This is a genomic window from Ornithinibacillus jepli, assembly GCF_047228935.1.
GTDB lineage: Bacteria > Bacillota > Bacilli > Bacillales > Amphibacillaceae > Ornithinibacillus.
Map to the genome: position 1 here is coordinate 497,082 of NZ_JBFEGG010000003.1, position 15,478 is coordinate 512,559.

At 35.1% G+C, this 15,478-nt stretch carries 17 protein-coding genes and 1 riboswitch; of the genes, 13 read left to right on the forward strand and 4 right to left on the reverse strand.

The annotated features are described in order from the left end of the window. Nucleotides 1-8 precede the first annotated feature (8 nt). From sufB to AB1K81_RS14235, 9 genes are all read left to right on the forward strand, one after another. A complete protein-coding gene (sufB, locus tag AB1K81_RS14195; RefSeq protein ID WP_412977308.1) occupies nucleotides 9-1,406 on the forward strand; it encodes a Fe-S cluster assembly protein SufB in 1,398 nt (465 codons plus the stop codon). Between the two features lie 231 nt (nucleotides 1,407-1,637). Next, on the forward strand, nucleotides 1,638-2,456 hold the full coding sequence (locus AB1K81_RS14200) for a sulfite exporter TauE/SafE family protein (protein WP_412977309.1): 819 nt from the start codon (nucleotides 1,638-1,640) through the stop codon (nucleotides 2,454-2,456). A 12-nt stretch (nucleotides 2,457-2,468) separates the two neighbouring features. Next, entirely contained in the window at nucleotides 2,469-3,866 is a 1,398-nt protein-coding gene (locus AB1K81_RS14205; protein ID WP_412977310.1) for a bifunctional metallophosphatase/5'-nucleotidase, read from the forward strand. Nucleotides 3,867-3,937: 71 nt separating this feature from the next. Beyond that, entirely contained in the window at nucleotides 3,938-4,243 is a 306-nt protein-coding gene (locus AB1K81_RS14210; RefSeq protein ID WP_412977311.1) for a YunC family protein, read from the forward strand. Between the two features lie 136 nt (nucleotides 4,244-4,379). Next, entirely contained in the window at nucleotides 4,380-5,462 is a 1,083-nt protein-coding gene (locus AB1K81_RS14215; RefSeq protein ID WP_412977312.1) for an HD-GYP domain-containing protein, read from the forward strand. A gap of 56 nt (nucleotides 5,463-5,518) precedes the next feature. Further along, nucleotides 5,519-6,298: a sporulation protein YunB gene (gene yunB, locus AB1K81_RS14220; protein ID WP_412977313.1), complete on the forward strand. Its 780-nt coding sequence runs from the start codon at nucleotides 5,519-5,521 to the stop codon at nucleotides 6,296-6,298. Nucleotides 6,299-6,345: 47 nt separating this feature from the next. After that, a riboswitch (Lysine riboswitch) is annotated at nucleotides 6,346-6,522 on the forward strand. 135 nt (nucleotides 6,523-6,657) lie between these two features. Then, nucleotides 6,658-8,193 (forward strand): Na+/H+ antiporter NhaC family protein, encoded by a 1,536-nt coding sequence (locus tag AB1K81_RS14225; RefSeq protein WP_412977314.1) that lies wholly within the window; start codon nucleotides 6,658-6,660, stop codon nucleotides 8,191-8,193. A 255-nt stretch (nucleotides 8,194-8,448) separates the two neighbouring features. Next, the gene (locus tag AB1K81_RS14230) at nucleotides 8,449-9,978 is read left to right on the forward strand and encodes a sodium-dependent transporter (protein ID WP_412977315.1); all 1,530 of its coding nucleotides are present in this window, start codon (nucleotides 8,449-8,451) and stop codon (nucleotides 9,976-9,978) included. A 1-nt stretch (nucleotide 9,979) separates the two neighbouring features. Beyond that, nucleotides 9,980-10,081, forward strand: a complete 102-nt coding sequence (locus AB1K81_RS14235; protein WP_412977316.1) for a MetS family NSS transporter small subunit — start codon at nucleotides 9,980-9,982, stop codon at nucleotides 10,079-10,081. Nucleotides 10,082-10,126: 45 nt separating this feature from the next. On the opposite strand, the gene AB1K81_RS14240 is transcribed toward AB1K81_RS14235, so the two are convergent. Both AB1K81_RS14240 and AB1K81_RS14245 read right to left on the reverse strand, forming a co-directional pair. After that, on the reverse strand, nucleotides 10,127-11,098 hold the full coding sequence (locus AB1K81_RS14240) for a M23 family metallopeptidase (RefSeq protein WP_412977317.1): 972 nt from the start codon (nucleotides 11,096-11,098) through the stop codon (nucleotides 10,127-10,129). Between the two features lie 44 nt (nucleotides 11,099-11,142). Continuing rightward, nucleotides 11,143-11,712 (reverse strand): YhcN/YlaJ family sporulation lipoprotein, encoded by a 570-nt coding sequence (locus tag AB1K81_RS14245; protein ID WP_412977318.1) that lies wholly within the window; start codon nucleotides 11,710-11,712, stop codon nucleotides 11,143-11,145. A 139-nt stretch (nucleotides 11,713-11,851) separates the two neighbouring features. Here AB1K81_RS14245 and AB1K81_RS14250 point away from each other — a divergent pair, with 139 nt between their 5' ends. Next, nucleotides 11,852-12,124, forward strand: a complete 273-nt coding sequence (locus tag AB1K81_RS14250; RefSeq protein ID WP_412977319.1) for a YutD family protein — start codon at nucleotides 11,852-11,854, stop codon at nucleotides 12,122-12,124. Nucleotides 12,125-12,187: 63 nt separating this feature from the next. Here AB1K81_RS14250 and AB1K81_RS14255 read toward each other — a convergent pair whose 3' ends face one another. After that, the gene (locus AB1K81_RS14255; protein ID WP_412977320.1) at nucleotides 12,188-12,469 is read right to left on the reverse strand and encodes a hypothetical protein; all 282 of its coding nucleotides are present in this window, start codon (nucleotides 12,467-12,469) and stop codon (nucleotides 12,188-12,190) included. A gap of 153 nt (nucleotides 12,470-12,622) precedes the next feature. Between AB1K81_RS14255 and hepT the strand changes: the two genes are divergently transcribed. After that, complete coding sequence (hepT, locus tag AB1K81_RS14260; protein ID WP_412977321.1) at nucleotides 12,623-13,060, forward strand: type VII toxin-antitoxin system HepT family RNase toxin; 438 nt, start codon at nucleotides 12,623-12,625, stop codon at nucleotides 13,058-13,060. A 12-nt stretch (nucleotides 13,061-13,072) separates the two neighbouring features. Beyond that, on the forward strand, nucleotides 13,073-13,843 hold the full coding sequence (locus AB1K81_RS14265; RefSeq protein ID WP_412977322.1) for a TIGR01457 family HAD-type hydrolase: 771 nt from the start codon (nucleotides 13,073-13,075) through the stop codon (nucleotides 13,841-13,843). A 32-nt stretch (nucleotides 13,844-13,875) separates the two neighbouring features. Here AB1K81_RS14265 and AB1K81_RS14270 read toward each other — a convergent pair whose 3' ends face one another. Next, complete coding sequence (locus tag AB1K81_RS14270) at nucleotides 13,876-14,376, reverse strand: phosphatidylglycerophosphatase A family protein (RefSeq protein ID WP_412977323.1); 501 nt, start codon at nucleotides 14,374-14,376, stop codon at nucleotides 13,876-13,878. An 85-nt stretch (nucleotides 14,377-14,461) separates the two neighbouring features. Here AB1K81_RS14270 and AB1K81_RS14275 point away from each other — a divergent pair, with 85 nt between their 5' ends. Next, nucleotides 14,462-15,439 carry a protein kinase family protein gene (locus tag AB1K81_RS14275; protein WP_412977324.1) on the forward strand — a complete coding sequence of 326 codons (978 nt, stop codon included), beginning with the start codon at nucleotides 14,462-14,464 and terminating at the stop codon, nucleotides 15,437-15,439. The last annotated feature ends 39 nt before the right edge of the window (nucleotides 15,440-15,478 follow it).

The following is a 15,478-nucleotide window of genomic DNA, read 5'->3' on the forward strand; positions in this document are numbered from 1 at the left end:
GGTATACAATGGCTAAGAAAGCGCCTGAAATAGAAGAGTATAAATATGGCTTTCGTGATAAAGACGTTTCTATTTTCCGTACAGAACGTGGTTTAACACGAAGAGTCGTGGAAGAAATTTCTAAAATGAAAGAAGAACCTCAGTGGATGCTAGATTACCGCCTAAAAGCATTAGAGCATTTCTATGAGCGTCCAATGCCACAATGGGGTGGAGATTTATCTGGACTTGATTTCGATGAGATTGTTTACTATGTTAAGCCTTCTGAAAAACAAGGAAGAACTTGGGATGAAGTTCCTGCAGAAATCAAGCAAACATTTGACCGTCTAGGTATTCCAGAAGCAGAGCAAAAATACTTGGCAGGGGTTTCTGCACAGTATGAATCAGAAGTTGTATACCATAGCTTAAAAGAAGATCTAGAGGAACTTGGAATCGTATTTAAAGATACGGATACTGCTCTTAAAGAAAATGAAGAGCTATTCAAAGAATATTTCGGTACAGTAATTCCATATTCTGATAATAAATTTTCTGCATTAAACTCTGCAGTGTGGTCTGGTGGATCATTCATCTATGTTCCAAAAGGTGTGAAAACTAATACACCTCTTCAAGCTTATTTCCGTATTAACTCTGAGAATATGGGACAGTTTGAAAGAACATTAATTATCGTTGACGAAGGTGCATCTGTACACTATGTAGAAGGATGTACTGCACCAGTTTATACTACTAACTCACTTCACAGTGCGGTTGTAGAAATTATTGTTAAGAAAGATGCATATTGTCGTTACACTACTATTCAAAACTGGGCAAATAACGTATATAACCTAGTAACAAAGCGTGCCGTATGTGACGCGAATGCTACAATGGAATGGATTGATGGTAACATCGGTTCTAAATTAACCATGAAATATCCTGCAATTCTCCTAAAAGGTGAAGGAGCTCGTGGTAACACGATTTCTATCGCTATTGCAGGTAAAGGTCAAGTGCAAGATGCTGGTGCGAAAATGCATCACTTAGCACCAAACACGTCTTCTACAATTGTGTCGAAGTCATTCTCGAAACAAGGTGGTAAAGTATCTTACCGTGGAATCGTACACTTCGGACGTAAAGCAGATGGTGCACGTGCCAATATCGAGTGTGACACACTTATCCTCGATAACGAGTCAACATCTGATACTATTCCGTACAATGAGATTCTAAATGACAATATCTCATTAGAACACGAAGCAAAGGTTTCTAAAGTATCTGAAGAGCAACTATTCTACCTAATGAGTAGAGGTCTTACTGAAGAGGAAGCTACCGAAATGATCGTTATGGGCTTCATCGAACCATTTACTAAAGAGCTTCCAATGGAATATGCAGTAGAGATGAACCGTCTTATCAAGTTTGAAATGGAAGGTTCAATCGGATAATCTTTTCATCAAACTCCAGTACAAGATAATTTGTACTGGAGTTTTTTTGCTTATGAAGATTTAATATTGTTCATAAGTAGAAAACAAGCATAACTGACGAAGTTATCTAAAATACAGCTTCATTTAAACTTCACCATTTAGTAAAGATTTCCTAAAATAGCTTTATAGGAATCTTTACAAAACAATGCTAAAATGGACATTAGAAAATGAAAATAGACAGAGGGTTTTAACTTGCTATTTATATTTTGTATACTTATTGGGATATTAACTGCTTTTGTTGGTAGCTTAGTTGGGCTTGGTGGAGGTGTGATATTAATACCAATCCTTATTCTATTCTATCAATTTGTACCAGGATTTGAATGGGCCACACCACAAGCAATTGTCGGCATATCATTAATAACGATGATTTTTACTTCGTTAGCATCGACCTTAACTTATCTCAAGAAAGGTAGAGTGGATTATAAGACTGGGTTACTCTTTCTAATTGGAAGTATACCGGGGAGTGTATTTGGTTCTTGGTTAAATCAATTTATGGAGACAGATGCTTTTTTACTTTATTTTGGAATCTTAATTATTGGAATCTCCATTTTATTTTTCCTAAAACAACGGCCAGATAATAATAGGCAATTAGATGGGGAAAATCTTAGAACATTTCACATTGATGGAGAGATTTATCAATATTCCTTTTCTACTTGGTTTGCATGTTCCCTATCCATTATTGTAGGAACATTGTCCGGACTATTTGGAATCGGTGGTGGCTCTATAATGGTGCCAGCCATGATTTTACTATTTGGATTTCCAGTACATATCGCAACTGCAACATCGATGTTTATGATCTTTTTTGTTAGTATTATCGGAGCATCAACTCATATCGCACTTGGGCACATTGAATGGGAGTATGTTCTATTCTTTATACCTGGAGCCTGGATTGGTGGAAAGCTTGGTGCAAAAACAAGTCAGTTATTGAAAAGTAATACATTAGAGTGGATATTAAGAATAACGTTAGTGCTTATCGGATTACGAATGATTATAAATGGGTTAACAAGTTAAGGAGTTTTATAAGTGCAAGAAAAAATATATTTCTATTATACAAATGACTTACATAGTAATTTTGAACAGTGGCCAAAGGTAGCTACATTTATGAAAGAAGCAAGACGAAAGCGCGAAAATGCAAATGAATCCTACTGGTTGGTTGATATTGGAGATCATGTAGACCGCGTGCACCCGATTTCTGAAGCATTAAAGGGAAAGGGAAATGTTTCGTTATTAAATGAGCTTGGCTATGACTTGGTAACGATAGGGAATAATGAAGGGATTACTTTCTCACATGATGATCTGTTTCAACTTTATGACGAGGCAGATTTTCAAGTGGTTTGCGCAAATTTACAGAGCCTTTATAATCAATTGCCTAAATGGCTATATCCATCGGTTGAAATCAAAACAATTCATGGGGTGAGAATAGGCGTAATAGGTCTTACTGCACCGTTCAATGATTATTATGAGTTGTTAGGTTGGCATGTAGCTGACCAGTATGAAGTATTAAAGAATGTAATGCAAGAGCTTAATGATAAAACGGATGTCGTTGTATTGTTGTCTCACTTAGGTATTAGTGAGGACCAGGAAATAGCTAGAAGGTTTCCTGATATTGATGCCATTATAGGTGGCCATACTCATCATCTATTACGTACGGGTGAAGAGGTAAATCAAGCCATCCTTACTGCTGCAGGAAAGCATTGTTATTATGTTGGCGAGGTTATTTTAACATGGGACCATGAACAACATAAATTAATTCATAAAGAAGCCTATACTACCGATATATCGGGTTTTCCTAATGATATAGAAACGAAAATAAGGTTAGAGAGTTTACAGGCAGAAGCAGACATTATTTTAAATGAAAAAGTAATAACACTAGCTGAATCCATTGAAATAAATTGGTATAAACACTCCCTATTAATGCAACTTTTGACAGATAAAATCAAACAGGTTACTGATGCAGATTGTGCGATGTTTAATACAGGATTATTATTAGAGGGTTTTCCAAAAGGTGAAATTACTAAAGCTGACATTCACCGAGTTTGCCCACATCCAATTAATCCTTGTATTGTTGAACTTACTGGTGCCGAACTAATTGAAGTTGTTCGAGCTACGTTGACAAAAGAGTTTATGGAATTTCCATTAAAGGGTTTTGGTTTCAGAGGAAAAGTACTAGGGAGAATGGTGTTTTCTGGGGTGGAAATTGAAACAGGCGTGCATCAAAATGGGCAAGAATATGTAGTGAAGGTACTTATGAATCATGAACCTGTAGATATTCAACGTGTTTATCGTGTTGTAACAGCTGACTCATTTACCTTTGGTAGATTATTACCAGAAGTTGCAAAATCTGAGAAAAAGTCATATATTTTACCAGAATTTATCCGTGATTTCTTAGCTGATACGTTGAAGGAACACTTTGGAGCGTAATCAATTTTCGTGACATATGACCTTCCTTTTGCATAGTGTATAGTAGCACTCAAAAGGAGGCAACATTGTTTATGATTACGATAAATCCTCTCGAAGTAAATGGTATTATGTTCACTGCCATTAAAGTTGAACTTCCCAAAACGAACCTTTTAATGATTACAAATGAAATTGGTTATATCATGTGTGGGGCATTAGATGTAGATTTATTAAGTGAAAAATTAAAGGAACGTCAAATAATTGCTGCAAGAGCAGTAGGCGTAAGAACAATTGAAGATTTACTAGAGGCTCCTCTTGAAAAAGTAACGCAAGCTTCCAAAGAACAATATGGATGGGAAGTTGGAATGATTGGAAAAGAAGCTCTGAAGCGAATTTCGTAAAGTAAAATGTCTCCATCGTGAGGCATTTTTATTTAGAATTCTTTCAGGTAGCTTTTTAAAAATAGATTTGATAGTATTATTATATAAAATTGTCGAATAATGCCGTTTTTTACAAAGGCTGGTTAGGAGTACTTCAATGAGATTAGTCGCTACAGCAACCATTCAACCAGGAGATATACTAGGGCAAACTATACATCGTGATAATGGTACCATTTTACTCCATAACGGTGTGCCTCTTACAAAAAGGCTAATAGAACGTTTAGAAGAGCAAGGAATTACATATGTTTATATTGAAGATGAAGAGACTAAGGATATAGATATCGAGCCAGCTATATCGGAACGTTTAAGGCAGGATGCTACGTCATCTATGAAGAAACTGTTTGGAAATATTCAACAAAGTAAATTGAAAGCGAATACTTCTGTAATAGCTGACGAGACACGGAATCTAAGCGATATTATTTCTAGAATTATGGGAGAAATTGATAGTCATGAGGAATCTATTTCTCTATTAACGGATATTTATTTAACAGATGACTATATTTTCCAGCATTCATTAAATGTAGCCATTTATTCTTTAGCAATAGGGGCACAATTGAAATTGAATGCAAAAGAATTATCAGAGCTAGGTAAAGGTGCTATTCTACATGATATTGGAAAGCTTTTTATTGATCCAGATATTGTACAAAAACCAGATCAATTGACCGATGAAGAATATGAAATGATGAAAACACACACTACACTAGGATATGATTACCTACGCAAAAATCGCCATTATTCTTCTGTAATTGCTCATTGTGCATTTCAACATCATGAGCGTATTAATGGGACAGGGTACCCAAGAGGATTAAAGGGAAGTGAGATACATCTATTTGCTCAAATTATAGGTGCTGCTGATGTATTTGATGCGGTTACGAGTAATCGAGTATATCGTAAGGCAATGCTTCCTCATGAAGGACTTGAGCTCCTATATAGTAGTGCCGTTAACCAATTTGATATCCGTATTATCGAAGCATTTAAAAATAGTGTCGCTGTTTATCCTAATGGAATCTCGGTAGAGTTGAATGATAACCGACAAGGTGTTGTGTTGAAACAGAATAAGCACATTTGTGATCGTCCAGTGGTTCGTATATTGAAAGAAAGAGGGCAAAAAGTGGAACCATATACGATTGATCTTTCCAAACAACTGAATGTAATTATTACAAAATGTAATTTAGTCTAATTTTTAGTCCTACCCTTCTTGGAACAAGCATAGATTGTACTGAGGAGGGGTTTTCTATGAGAAGGCATCGAATGGGATTTAAAGGAGCAAGAACTGCACCTCCATCGAGATATATTTTAATGATTTCATTTATTTTAGTGATTGTTATTACTTATTTTAGTTTAGAGTTTATTGATGAAGAAATTACCCCGACAATAGAAGAAATTGCCGAGACAAAAACAAGAGAGTTTGCTACAAGGGGTATCAATTCTGCTGTCAAGTTTGCAGAAGAATATACTTATGACGATATCGCCCTAACGGAAAAAACGGAAGCAGGTTATATCTCGATAGTCGGTTGGGATAACTCTGTTGTAAACAAGATTAATCGGGCAGCAACTGATCGAGTGGAGGAATTTTTTCATAGTATGAATCGTGGAACACCGCCACAGTACAGTGATCCACTTGGAGAACCAGAGGTATACGGAGATACTGTTGAGGAATTAGTTTATCGTGATCCAACGGTGATTGAAATTCCATTAGGGCAAGCAACTGGAAACTCCATACTAGCAAATCTAGGACCTAAAATACCGGTAAATCTAGAATTAGTAGGTAGTGTAGAAACAGAATTGGTAGATGAAACAGAGCAGTACGGGATTAATAGTGTCTTAGTCTCACTATATGTAAAAGTAGAAGCTGATGTTCAAATTGTCATCCCATTTACGACTGACGTTACGCATGTCAGTACTAAAATATTGATCGATAAAGTTCTCGTAATGGGAGAAGTACCAGATTTTTATGGTGGCACAGGTGCTGATCCAAATATTGCAGTTCCGAAAGATGACTTGCAAGAAGAGTAAAAACATAGTATAGTATATTCATAATTTAATATATAACCTTATCAGATCGGTGAGGTAGAGGTGCGAACAAGATGAGTAATCAATAGGAGGATGACAACTATGATTATTGATGAAAGGCTTGTTTGCCGAAGCATAATAAGGGTCAAACTTATTACTTGCTGGGGTGTCTTTGAATAAAAGGCAAACTGTCATGCTGGAAGTGGGCATGGAGGACTACAGATCGAGATGGAGGATAACGTATATGCAGAAGCAATGATAGGTTATTTTCTATCGTTGCTTTTTTGTGTGGAAAAATCTTTTCTGTTACGTATCTCCATGGTCTTACAGCATAAACTATAAATAACATGGAGGTAGAAACAATGGAAGGAACAATTTATTCTCTTATTCCCGCAATTCTAATGCTTGTTTTAGTCTTATTAACAAGAAGAGTACTCCTATCTTTAGGAGTAGGGATTGTTTTAGGGGCTTTATTTATTCATGATTTTAATGTATGGAACAGTTTAATGGAAATATGGAATACATTTTATGGTATTTTCATTTCGGATGGGGCACTTAATACTGGGGATCTCCAATTGATTGGATTCCTATTGCTATTAGGCATTATGACCGCATTTCTTCAGGCTTCTGGGGGTAGTAAAGCATTCGGAGACTGGATGATAAAAAAAATCACGACACGTAGAAGGGCACAGCTAATGGCTCCTATATTAGGAATTATTATTTTTATTGATGATTACTTCAATGCCTTAGCTGTTGGTCAAATTGCAAGACCTTTAACAGACAGACATCGAATCTCTCGGGCTAAACTAGCTTATTATATTGATTCAACTTCTGCACCTGTAACAGTAATATCTCCAATATCAAGTTGGGGAGCTTACTTGATTGGATTAGTCGGTGGTTTAGTTGCAATGACAGGATTACAACCATTAGAAGCATTTGTAAAAATGATACCATACAATCTATATGCTCTTGGAGCAATGTTACTAGTCTTCCTGACTGCATTTCTTAATCTTAATATTGGACCAATGAAAAAACACGAGAGTTTAGCTACTTCAACAGGTGAAGTTATCCCTAAGGGTACAACGGTTCCAGGAGACTTAACTAATTCATTTGAACCAAGTTCAAAGGGAAGAGTTTATCACCTTATAGTTCCTATTATAGTATTAATAGGAACAACTATTAGCTCTATGTTCATTACTGGTGCAAAAGCAAGTGGAGATACGGTTTCTTTATTATCTATTTTTGAGAATACAAATGTAAACTTTTCCCTGTTTATTGGTGGTATTACAGCAGTGGTAGTCGCTTTAATTTTATACCTAATACAACGTAACCCAGAAGCAAAAAATGGTTTAGTATTTATCGAAGGTATTAAAGCAATGCTTCCTGCCATATATATTTTATTACTTGCCTGGATGATTGGGACGATTATCTCTACTTTACAAACAGGTGAATATTTAGCTGGGGTTGTTGAAAATGTAAATATTAGTTCTAGTATATTACCAGTTATTTTCTTTGTACTTTCTGGTTTTATGGCACTAGCGACTGGAACTTCCTGGGGAACGTTCGGAATTATGTTACCAATTGCAGCTGAAGTAATGGCGATTGCAGATCCGTCATTAATTATTCCTTCACTTGCTGCAGTACTAGCAGGTGCTGTATTTGGAGATCATGTATCACCAATCTCTGATACAACCGTTCTATCTTCTACTGGAGCAGGAGCTAATCATATTGATCACGTTATAACACAACTTCCTTATGCACTAATTGTTGCGCTTTCTTCTGTTATTGGGTACCTAATTATTGGATTAACTAGTAACGCTTTATTAGGTCTATTAGCAACAGTTATCATCATTATTATAGTGGCATTACTATTACACATGCTAAACAAAAATCAATAAAAATATTTTGTTAGGGTCAAACCGAAAGTATCACATTTCGTTGTGTTTACTGGGGTTTGACCCTATATTTTTTATTGAATGAAAATTATAAAAAATACTTTGACATAAGAAAAAAGTACCGTTATAATACAGACAAGTTCAGTAATTTCTGAAAAATATAATATAATTTAATTTTAAAGAAATTACCGAAAATGGGTATTTATACCAAACTTATTACTTAGTGTAATGGGAAAAACTTTATGAGGAGGTCTTTTCATGGAAACACGTTCTCAATGGGGGACAAGAGCAGGGTTTATATTGGCTGCAGTGGGATCTGCTGTTGGGCTAGGAAATATCTGGCGTTTCCCTGCTGTAGCCTATGAAAATGGTGGAGGAGCATTCTTAATTCCTTACTTATTCGCTCTTTTAACTGCAGGGATTCCAATTTTGATCATGGAATTTACAATTGGTCATAAGTACAAAGGTTCTGCTCCATTATCTTTTAGAAGGATGAATAAGAAGGCAGAAGGTATTGGCTGGTGGGCTGTATTAGTTGCATTCGTTATTTCTACATACTATTCAGTTATTATTGCCTGGGCAATGTCTTATTCGGTTTTTTCGTTTAATTTAAATTGGGGAGAAGATACAGAAGCATTTTTATTCGGTGACTATCTACAAACATCAGCAGCGGGTGAGGTCGGTAGTTTTGTACCAGGAGTATTAATTCCACTTATACTAGTATGGGTAGTTGTATTAGGAATCTTATTTAAAGGTATTAAAAAAGGTATTGAAATTGCAAACCGAATTTTTATTCCAGCATTGGTTGTTATTTTTCTAATTATAGTTATTCGTGCAATTACACTACCTGGAGCAATTGATGGGTTACAAGCTTTCTTTACACCGGACTTTGGAAGTATTTTAAATCCAGATGTATGGGTAGCTGCTTATGGGCAAATTTTCTTTAGTTTATCAATCGCATTTGCGATTATGATTACGTATTCAAGCTACTTACCGAAAAAATCAGATATAACGAATAATGCGTTCATTACTGGGTTTGGTAACTCAAGTTTTGAAATTTTAGCAGGTATTGGAGTATTTGGAGTTCTAGGTTACATGGCAGGTCAATTAGGTGTACCTGTTAGTGAAGTTGTATCAGATGGGGTCGGATTAGCATTTGTCGTATTCCCGCAAATTATTAATGAATTTCCTGTACTAAATGAATTGTTTGGATTCTTATTCTTTGCATCCTTAGTATTAGCGGGTTTAACTTCATTAATGTCCATTACAGAGACATATGTAGCTGGTTTAATGGATAAATTTAAAATTTCTCGTGGTAAGGCAGTAGCATTTGGTGGAGGTTTGGCAGCATTAATTTCACTTTTATTTGCTACACAAGGAGGATTAAATTTCCTAGACGTTGCTGACTACTTTATAAATCAGTTTGGTGTAGCATTAATTGGATTAGTTGAAGTTATTCTTATTGCATGGGTTTTAAGACAATTACAAGATCTTAAGGGTCATGCCAATGAGATTTCTGATATTAAATTAGGAGCTTGGTGGACAATTAGCTTGTCAATTATAACGCCAATCGTTTTAGGCTATATGATGTATGGTTTATTGGTACAAAACATATTTAAGCAATTTGAAACGGATTCTGGTAACTATGGAAACTACGCTGATTCGTTTATCCTTTGGAGTGGCTGGGCAGTAGCCATTGGTGCCTTAGTAATCGGTATAATTCTAGCAACGACAAAATGGAAAAAGTCCTCAGTAGAAGAAGAATCTCTCAAGAAGGAGGCGCAATAAGATGAGTTGGATTATTTTTATGATACTATCTATTGTGATTGTTTGGGGAGGTTTAGCAGCAAGTATTTGGTGGGCTGTGAAAAAAGCAAAAGAAGCAAATTAAACATGAAACTGTCCTAGAAAATTCTAGGACAGTTTTTTACTTGCATTATTTTTTGCTTTTAGCCATCCTTTCCCACCTTTTTAAATAAGGATATGGATCAAAGGACCATTCACTATACCCATTATCTTTGTACATCCCATAATGTAAGTGGGGTGGGAATTTTCCTGATGTGCCAGGTGGACCATATCCAGTTGAACCAACACTACCTAGTACATCCCCAGGTTTCACAATCTGTCCAACTTCTATTCCATCTTGATAGCCACTTAAATGAGCATAATAATGATATATATTGAATATGTCGCGAATACCAATTCTCCAACCACCATATAAATTCCAACCTTTAAGCTCAACAACTCCATAAGTAGTAGAATGGACAGGTGTACCATAGTCGGCAAAAATGTCAGTTCCCTCATGAATCCGATTTCCGCCAAATCCTCGGCGATCACCCCAAGTATTTCGGTAGCTGTAATTATATTTTATCGCAACAGGAAAATCTCGATCAGTTAAATTGATACCATTATACTTCTTGAACACTCTTGCAGTATTCTTTATCGTTTGGACAGTTAGATCCCTTTTATAATAGTTCCATAATGCAATTTTAAAGTCATCTTCATTGTAACCATATTTCTGAATAAAGGAGGCCATAGTTAATAACGCATCTTCACCGTTATTAGGATCGGCTTTTTTATCCCCATTTCCATCTTTCCCAATCCCACCAAATATTTGAATAGCTTTTATGTCCACAGAAGTATTTCCTGGTCCAAACCATAATTCAGGTGGGATTCGAATAGAAATAACCTGGTCGTCTTTAATATCTTTGTAAATTTGTCTTTCATATTGGTCCACTGCTGCAATGTAATACCAAGGAATTTCTGTCAGTGCTTCGGTTTTTTTATACAAAGCCATCCTCTTGTCATAAATCGACTCTTCTTTCTTTTCTTCTGCGAGTACTGATATAGGCAAGAGACAAAAAAAGACAAGTAATAGGAGAACGTGAGAGGACCTTTTATAATTCATTTTTTCACCTCTTTTTTTGAAAGGGAATCGGACTAACTTGTTCGTTAGTCCGCATCTTCCTCATTATTTGGATTCCCTTGTGGTGATTTTTTCATCTCAGTAATTATCTGGTCAATAGTATTATGATAATCTTGATTTTGACTAGATGAATTATGCAAGCTTTGGATATCTTGTATTAATGATGGATTATCTGATACATATACATGGTAAAAACCTGGCATTATCGATTTAGCGGATTTGCTTGCAATGTCCGATGCAATTACTTGATCCATTTCTGCGTCGCGTTCATAAGCAATTAGTACCTCTTCATCTGTTACTAGAGCAGCTACTCTGTTAAACCCTTCATTTCGAAGGATGATTCTGGCAATCATATCCGCCATTTGTGTACGGTTTATTGCCCCCATATGATCAGTCTCTGTATCCATATCTAGCTGGTCTTTTGTATAATTTACATATCCTAATTTATCATCCACATTAGATGTGTTCTCTGTTTTATTTTCTCTATTTGGATCTAGTTCATCTAACATTTGATCACGTTCACCTGACGAGTTATCTGTATGGGCACAAGCTGTTAGGACTATCCCTAGTGCTAGAATAGTTAGTATTCTCATCATTTCTTATTCCTCCTAATAAGTTACAAATAGCATTACTTGTAGTTTGTTGAAAAAATAAGAAATCATGCAATGAAAAACAGAATAGATGATATAGCCAAAAGTATGGTAAACTATAACTAATTATGAGGGGTGAGTATGCTTGATCGAACTATTTGGAAAAAATTACGAGCTAATTGAAAATGTAAAAGATGGTTTTCAACAAAAAGCCTTAGAAGATCGTTATTCTGACATATTAAAAAAATACGATTTTATTGTTGGTGATTGGGGCTATGAGCAGCTACGACTTAGAGGCTTTTATCATGATAGTAATACGAAGGCACCTGAGGATTCTAAAATTAGCTCATTAGATGACTATTTATATGAATACTGCAACTTTGGTTGTGCTTACTTCGTTTTACAGAAAAAGGATTAATCTTTTGAAAATGGACAGCCTTAAGCATTTACAGCTTAAAGGCTGTCTTTGTTGAATAAAGAATTACTCCTCTTGTTCGGGATTTACATCATCTGGATGGTCATGAATAGGATGAGCTCCTTCAACTTGTCTCGGTAAATCTTCGTGTAACTGTTTATAAGGATAAACAAATGCACTAAGTCTCCGTTGACCATCTTGCCATGGAGTTGATTTACTGTATACTTGCTCGTTCTTATTTATACTAGAACCAAATGCCCCTTCTGGAAATTCCTCAGGGATTAGATAATTTTTCTGGTCTCGAACGTTGGAGAAATCAGAGAATTGTTTTTTATCGTGTTTACCCATTTTCCTCAACCCCTTCATGTCATTATCCTTTCCGTTGTGACTGTATATTAATTTTCCATTTATTAACAAATCCCTACTCAGAATGTTAAAGGTAATACATCTAATTTATTTGTGCTATCATTACTATGTAGAATAAAGCTGGAGGTTATTGATATGTATTTTGTAGATAGAAAAAAGGTAGAAGAAACATTACAATTTATTGAAATGCTATTAGAAGAATATAAAGAAACTCCTTTTGAGTCTTACCGAGAAAAGCTTGCATTAGAAAGACTAATGCAATTATTAATTGAATCGATAATTGATGTTGGGAATATGATGATTGACGGGTTTATCATGCGTGACCCAGGTAGTTATGAAGATATTATTGATATTTTAGAGGATGAAAAAGTCATTCCTGAATCAGAAAGTAAAGCTTATAAAGCAGTTGTCGAACTTCGGAAAATGCTCGTAAAGGATTATTTACATGTGGATCATGAAAAAATATATCATGTTTTATCGGAAAATAAATTAGTTTTGGACCAATTTTCTTTTAGAATTCGTGAGTATTTAAAAAATGAACTTGACGTAGCAAATGCATTTACAAAAGAGTAAGGAGATTTCGCATTGAATAATTATGAAGGGTATTTAATTGATTTAGATGGAACGGTGTATCGGGGTAATGAAGTGATTGAAGAAGCACCGGAATTTATTAAAGAGCTAAAAAAAAGAAATATTCCCTATTTATTTCTCACGAACAATTCTTCTAAATCACAGGATCAAATATCAGTGAAGTTAAATCAATTGGGAGTAGAATCAACTCCTGAAAATGTATTTACAAGTAGTATGGCTACAGCAAAATATATTAAGCAAATGTATCCAGGTGCTCGTTGTTATTGTATTGGTGAAGTAGGTTTATTTGATGCATTAGAACGAGAGGGTATAACGGTTACAGAAGAAATAGATTGCGATGTAGTAGTCATGGGAATAGATCGCCATATTACGTATGAAAAGCTAGCGAAGGCAACGTTAGCTGTAAGGAATGGAGCTACCTTTATTTCAACAAATAGTGATAATGCTCTACCTACGGAACGTGGCCTAATGCCTGGAAACGGAGCTTTTACATCAGTAGTATCAGTTAGTACTGGAGTAGATCCACAATTTATCGGGAAGCCTGAAACCATTATCGTGAAAGAGGCACTTCAAGTTCTAGGCACAAAACCAGATAAAACTATCTTAGTTGGTGATAATTATAATACAGATATAAAAGCTGGGATTAATTCTGGTATGGATACATTGATGGTATTTACTGGAGTAACAAAATTTGAAGAATATGAATCATTACCAATTAAACCAACTTATTTTATTCAAAACTTAAGTAAGTGGTTTAAAAAATAGGGTGGAAGGGCAATTAGCCCCTTCACCCTATGTTACTTAGCATCTTCTGCAGCATGCGCTAGCCTACTAGAAGCAGCAGCTGCAATTGCACCAACAATGTCGTCTAAAAATGTATGACATTCTCCAGTTGATTTATCATTTAACTTTTGAAGAATACCAGGCTTTTGTTTATCAATAAAACCGTAATTCGTAAATCCAATTGAACCATATACATTTACAATCGAGAACGCGATTATTTCATCTACACCATATAATCCCTCATCAATTTCGATAGTTGTTTGTAATGGTTCCTCTAACATTTTCTTTTCTGCAAGCTTATCTAGTTGAATACCAGTAAGAATTGCATTTTGCACTTCTCGTTTTTCCAATACACGGTCAACATTGTATAGACAATCATCCATACTTAAATTATCGTGATACTTGGATTGTAAGTAATAAACGAGTTCTGCAATATCCTTTAAGGTAACTCCTCTTTCTTCTAATAATTCTCTAGCTTTTTGCTCTAATACATCATGTTTAATTTTTTTATCCATGTTTATCACCGATTCTCCTTTTATTGGTTAAAATTAGCTAAGTTTCTCATACATTTATAGTAATGGTGTGTGGGAGGGAAATATGATGAAAGAAATATTGTTAGTGAATTACAATGTTCACGTAAAGGAACAGGTTATGATAAATGGTAGAGAAGGATTCCGAGATCAAGATTATATTTATTTTATCATTTCTGCGAACAACAAGGAAATGATTCATTTAGAACAAGCAGCACTTGCCTATTATCTTTCCGAACTTGGTTACAAACATACAGCAGTTCCTATTCCAACTATGGGAAATAGCTGGTTTGTAGAGAAAGATAATAACCATTATTTTGTATTACGAGTTTCCAACATCCAAGAGCAGATTGCAAAATCACACGGTAGATTGTTGGCTGAGTTTCATAATCAAACAGCTACATATAGCTATGAACCGCAAGAAATATCAAGCTATGGGCAGTGGAAAGATTTGTGGATAAAAAAATTAATAGCCTATGAGCAAAAGATTAAACATGACTCTTTATCGATTCAAAATAATTATTATCGATTGTTAGTGGATATCTTTCCTTATATTATTGGTTTAAGCGAAAATGCAATTCAATACATGCAAGAAAGTGAAACAGATAAGCGATTTCATCAAAGTGATCAAGGTGTTTTTGCCTTCCGCAGATATAAGGAGCATTTAGCTAGTCCAGTTATTTGGACAGATGAGCTTGTATATGACCATCCTACTCGAGACTTAGCAGAATATATTCGTTATAAGCTGTTAGAAGATGACGTTGATAAAAAAGACATCATTTCGTTTATTAATGATTATCAAGAACAACGAGCATTATCTGTTTTTAGCTGGAGATTATTATATGCAAGGCTTTTATATCCAATTCATTTTTATGATTTATTTGAAGAGAGTTTTAAGGGGAAAGAATATGAACGATATTATGCTGATTTAAAGAAGATGATAAAAAAACAGGAAGCTTATGAGAAACGGCTGGCATCTTTTTTTGAAGTAGTTAATGTTGATTATAAAAGATATGAATTACCAGTTTTGAATTGGCTAAAACAATAAAAAAGCAGGCAACGAACTTTGTTGTCTGCTTTATCTATA

Coding starts and splice junctions, on each gene's coding strand:
- sufB (WP_412977308.1), top strand. CDS start 9: ATGGCTAAGAAAGCGCCTGAAATAGAAGAGTATAAATATGGCTTTCGT.
- AB1K81_RS14210 (WP_412977311.1), top strand. CDS start 3,938: ATGATTACGATAAATCCTCTCGAAGTAAATGGTATTATGTTCACTGCC.
- AB1K81_RS14215 (WP_412977312.1), top strand. CDS start 4,380: ATGAGATTAGTCGCTACAGCAACCATTCAACCAGGAGATATACTAGGG.
- yunB (WP_412977313.1), top strand. CDS start 5,519: ATGAGAAGGCATCGAATGGGATTTAAAGGAGCAAGAACTGCACCTCCA.
- AB1K81_RS14225 (WP_412977314.1), top strand. CDS start 6,658: ATGGAAGGAACAATTTATTCTCTTATTCCCGCAATTCTAATGCTTGTT.
- AB1K81_RS14230 (WP_412977315.1), top strand. CDS start 8,449: ATGGAAACACGTTCTCAATGGGGGACAAGAGCAGGGTTTATATTGGCT.
- AB1K81_RS14235 (WP_412977316.1), top strand. CDS start 9,980: ATGAGTTGGATTATTTTTATGATACTATCTATTGTGATTGTTTGGGGA.
- AB1K81_RS14240 (WP_412977317.1), bottom strand. CDS start 11,098: ATGAATTATAAAAGGTCCTCTCACGTTCTCCTATTACTTGTCTTTTTT.
- AB1K81_RS14245 (WP_412977318.1), bottom strand. CDS start 11,712: ATGATGAGAATACTAACTATTCTAGCACTAGGGATAGTCCTAACAGCT.
- AB1K81_RS14255 (WP_412977320.1), bottom strand. CDS start 12,469: ATGGGTAAACACGATAAAAAACAATTCTCTGATTTCTCCAACGTTCGA.
- hepT (WP_412977321.1), top strand. CDS start 12,623: ATGTATTTTGTAGATAGAAAAAAGGTAGAAGAAACATTACAATTTATT.
- AB1K81_RS14270 (WP_412977323.1), bottom strand. CDS start 14,376: ATGGATAAAAAAATTAAACATGATGTATTAGAGCAAAAAGCTAGAGAA.
- AB1K81_RS14275 (WP_412977324.1), top strand. CDS start 14,462: ATGAAAGAAATATTGTTAGTGAATTACAATGTTCACGTAAAGGAACAG.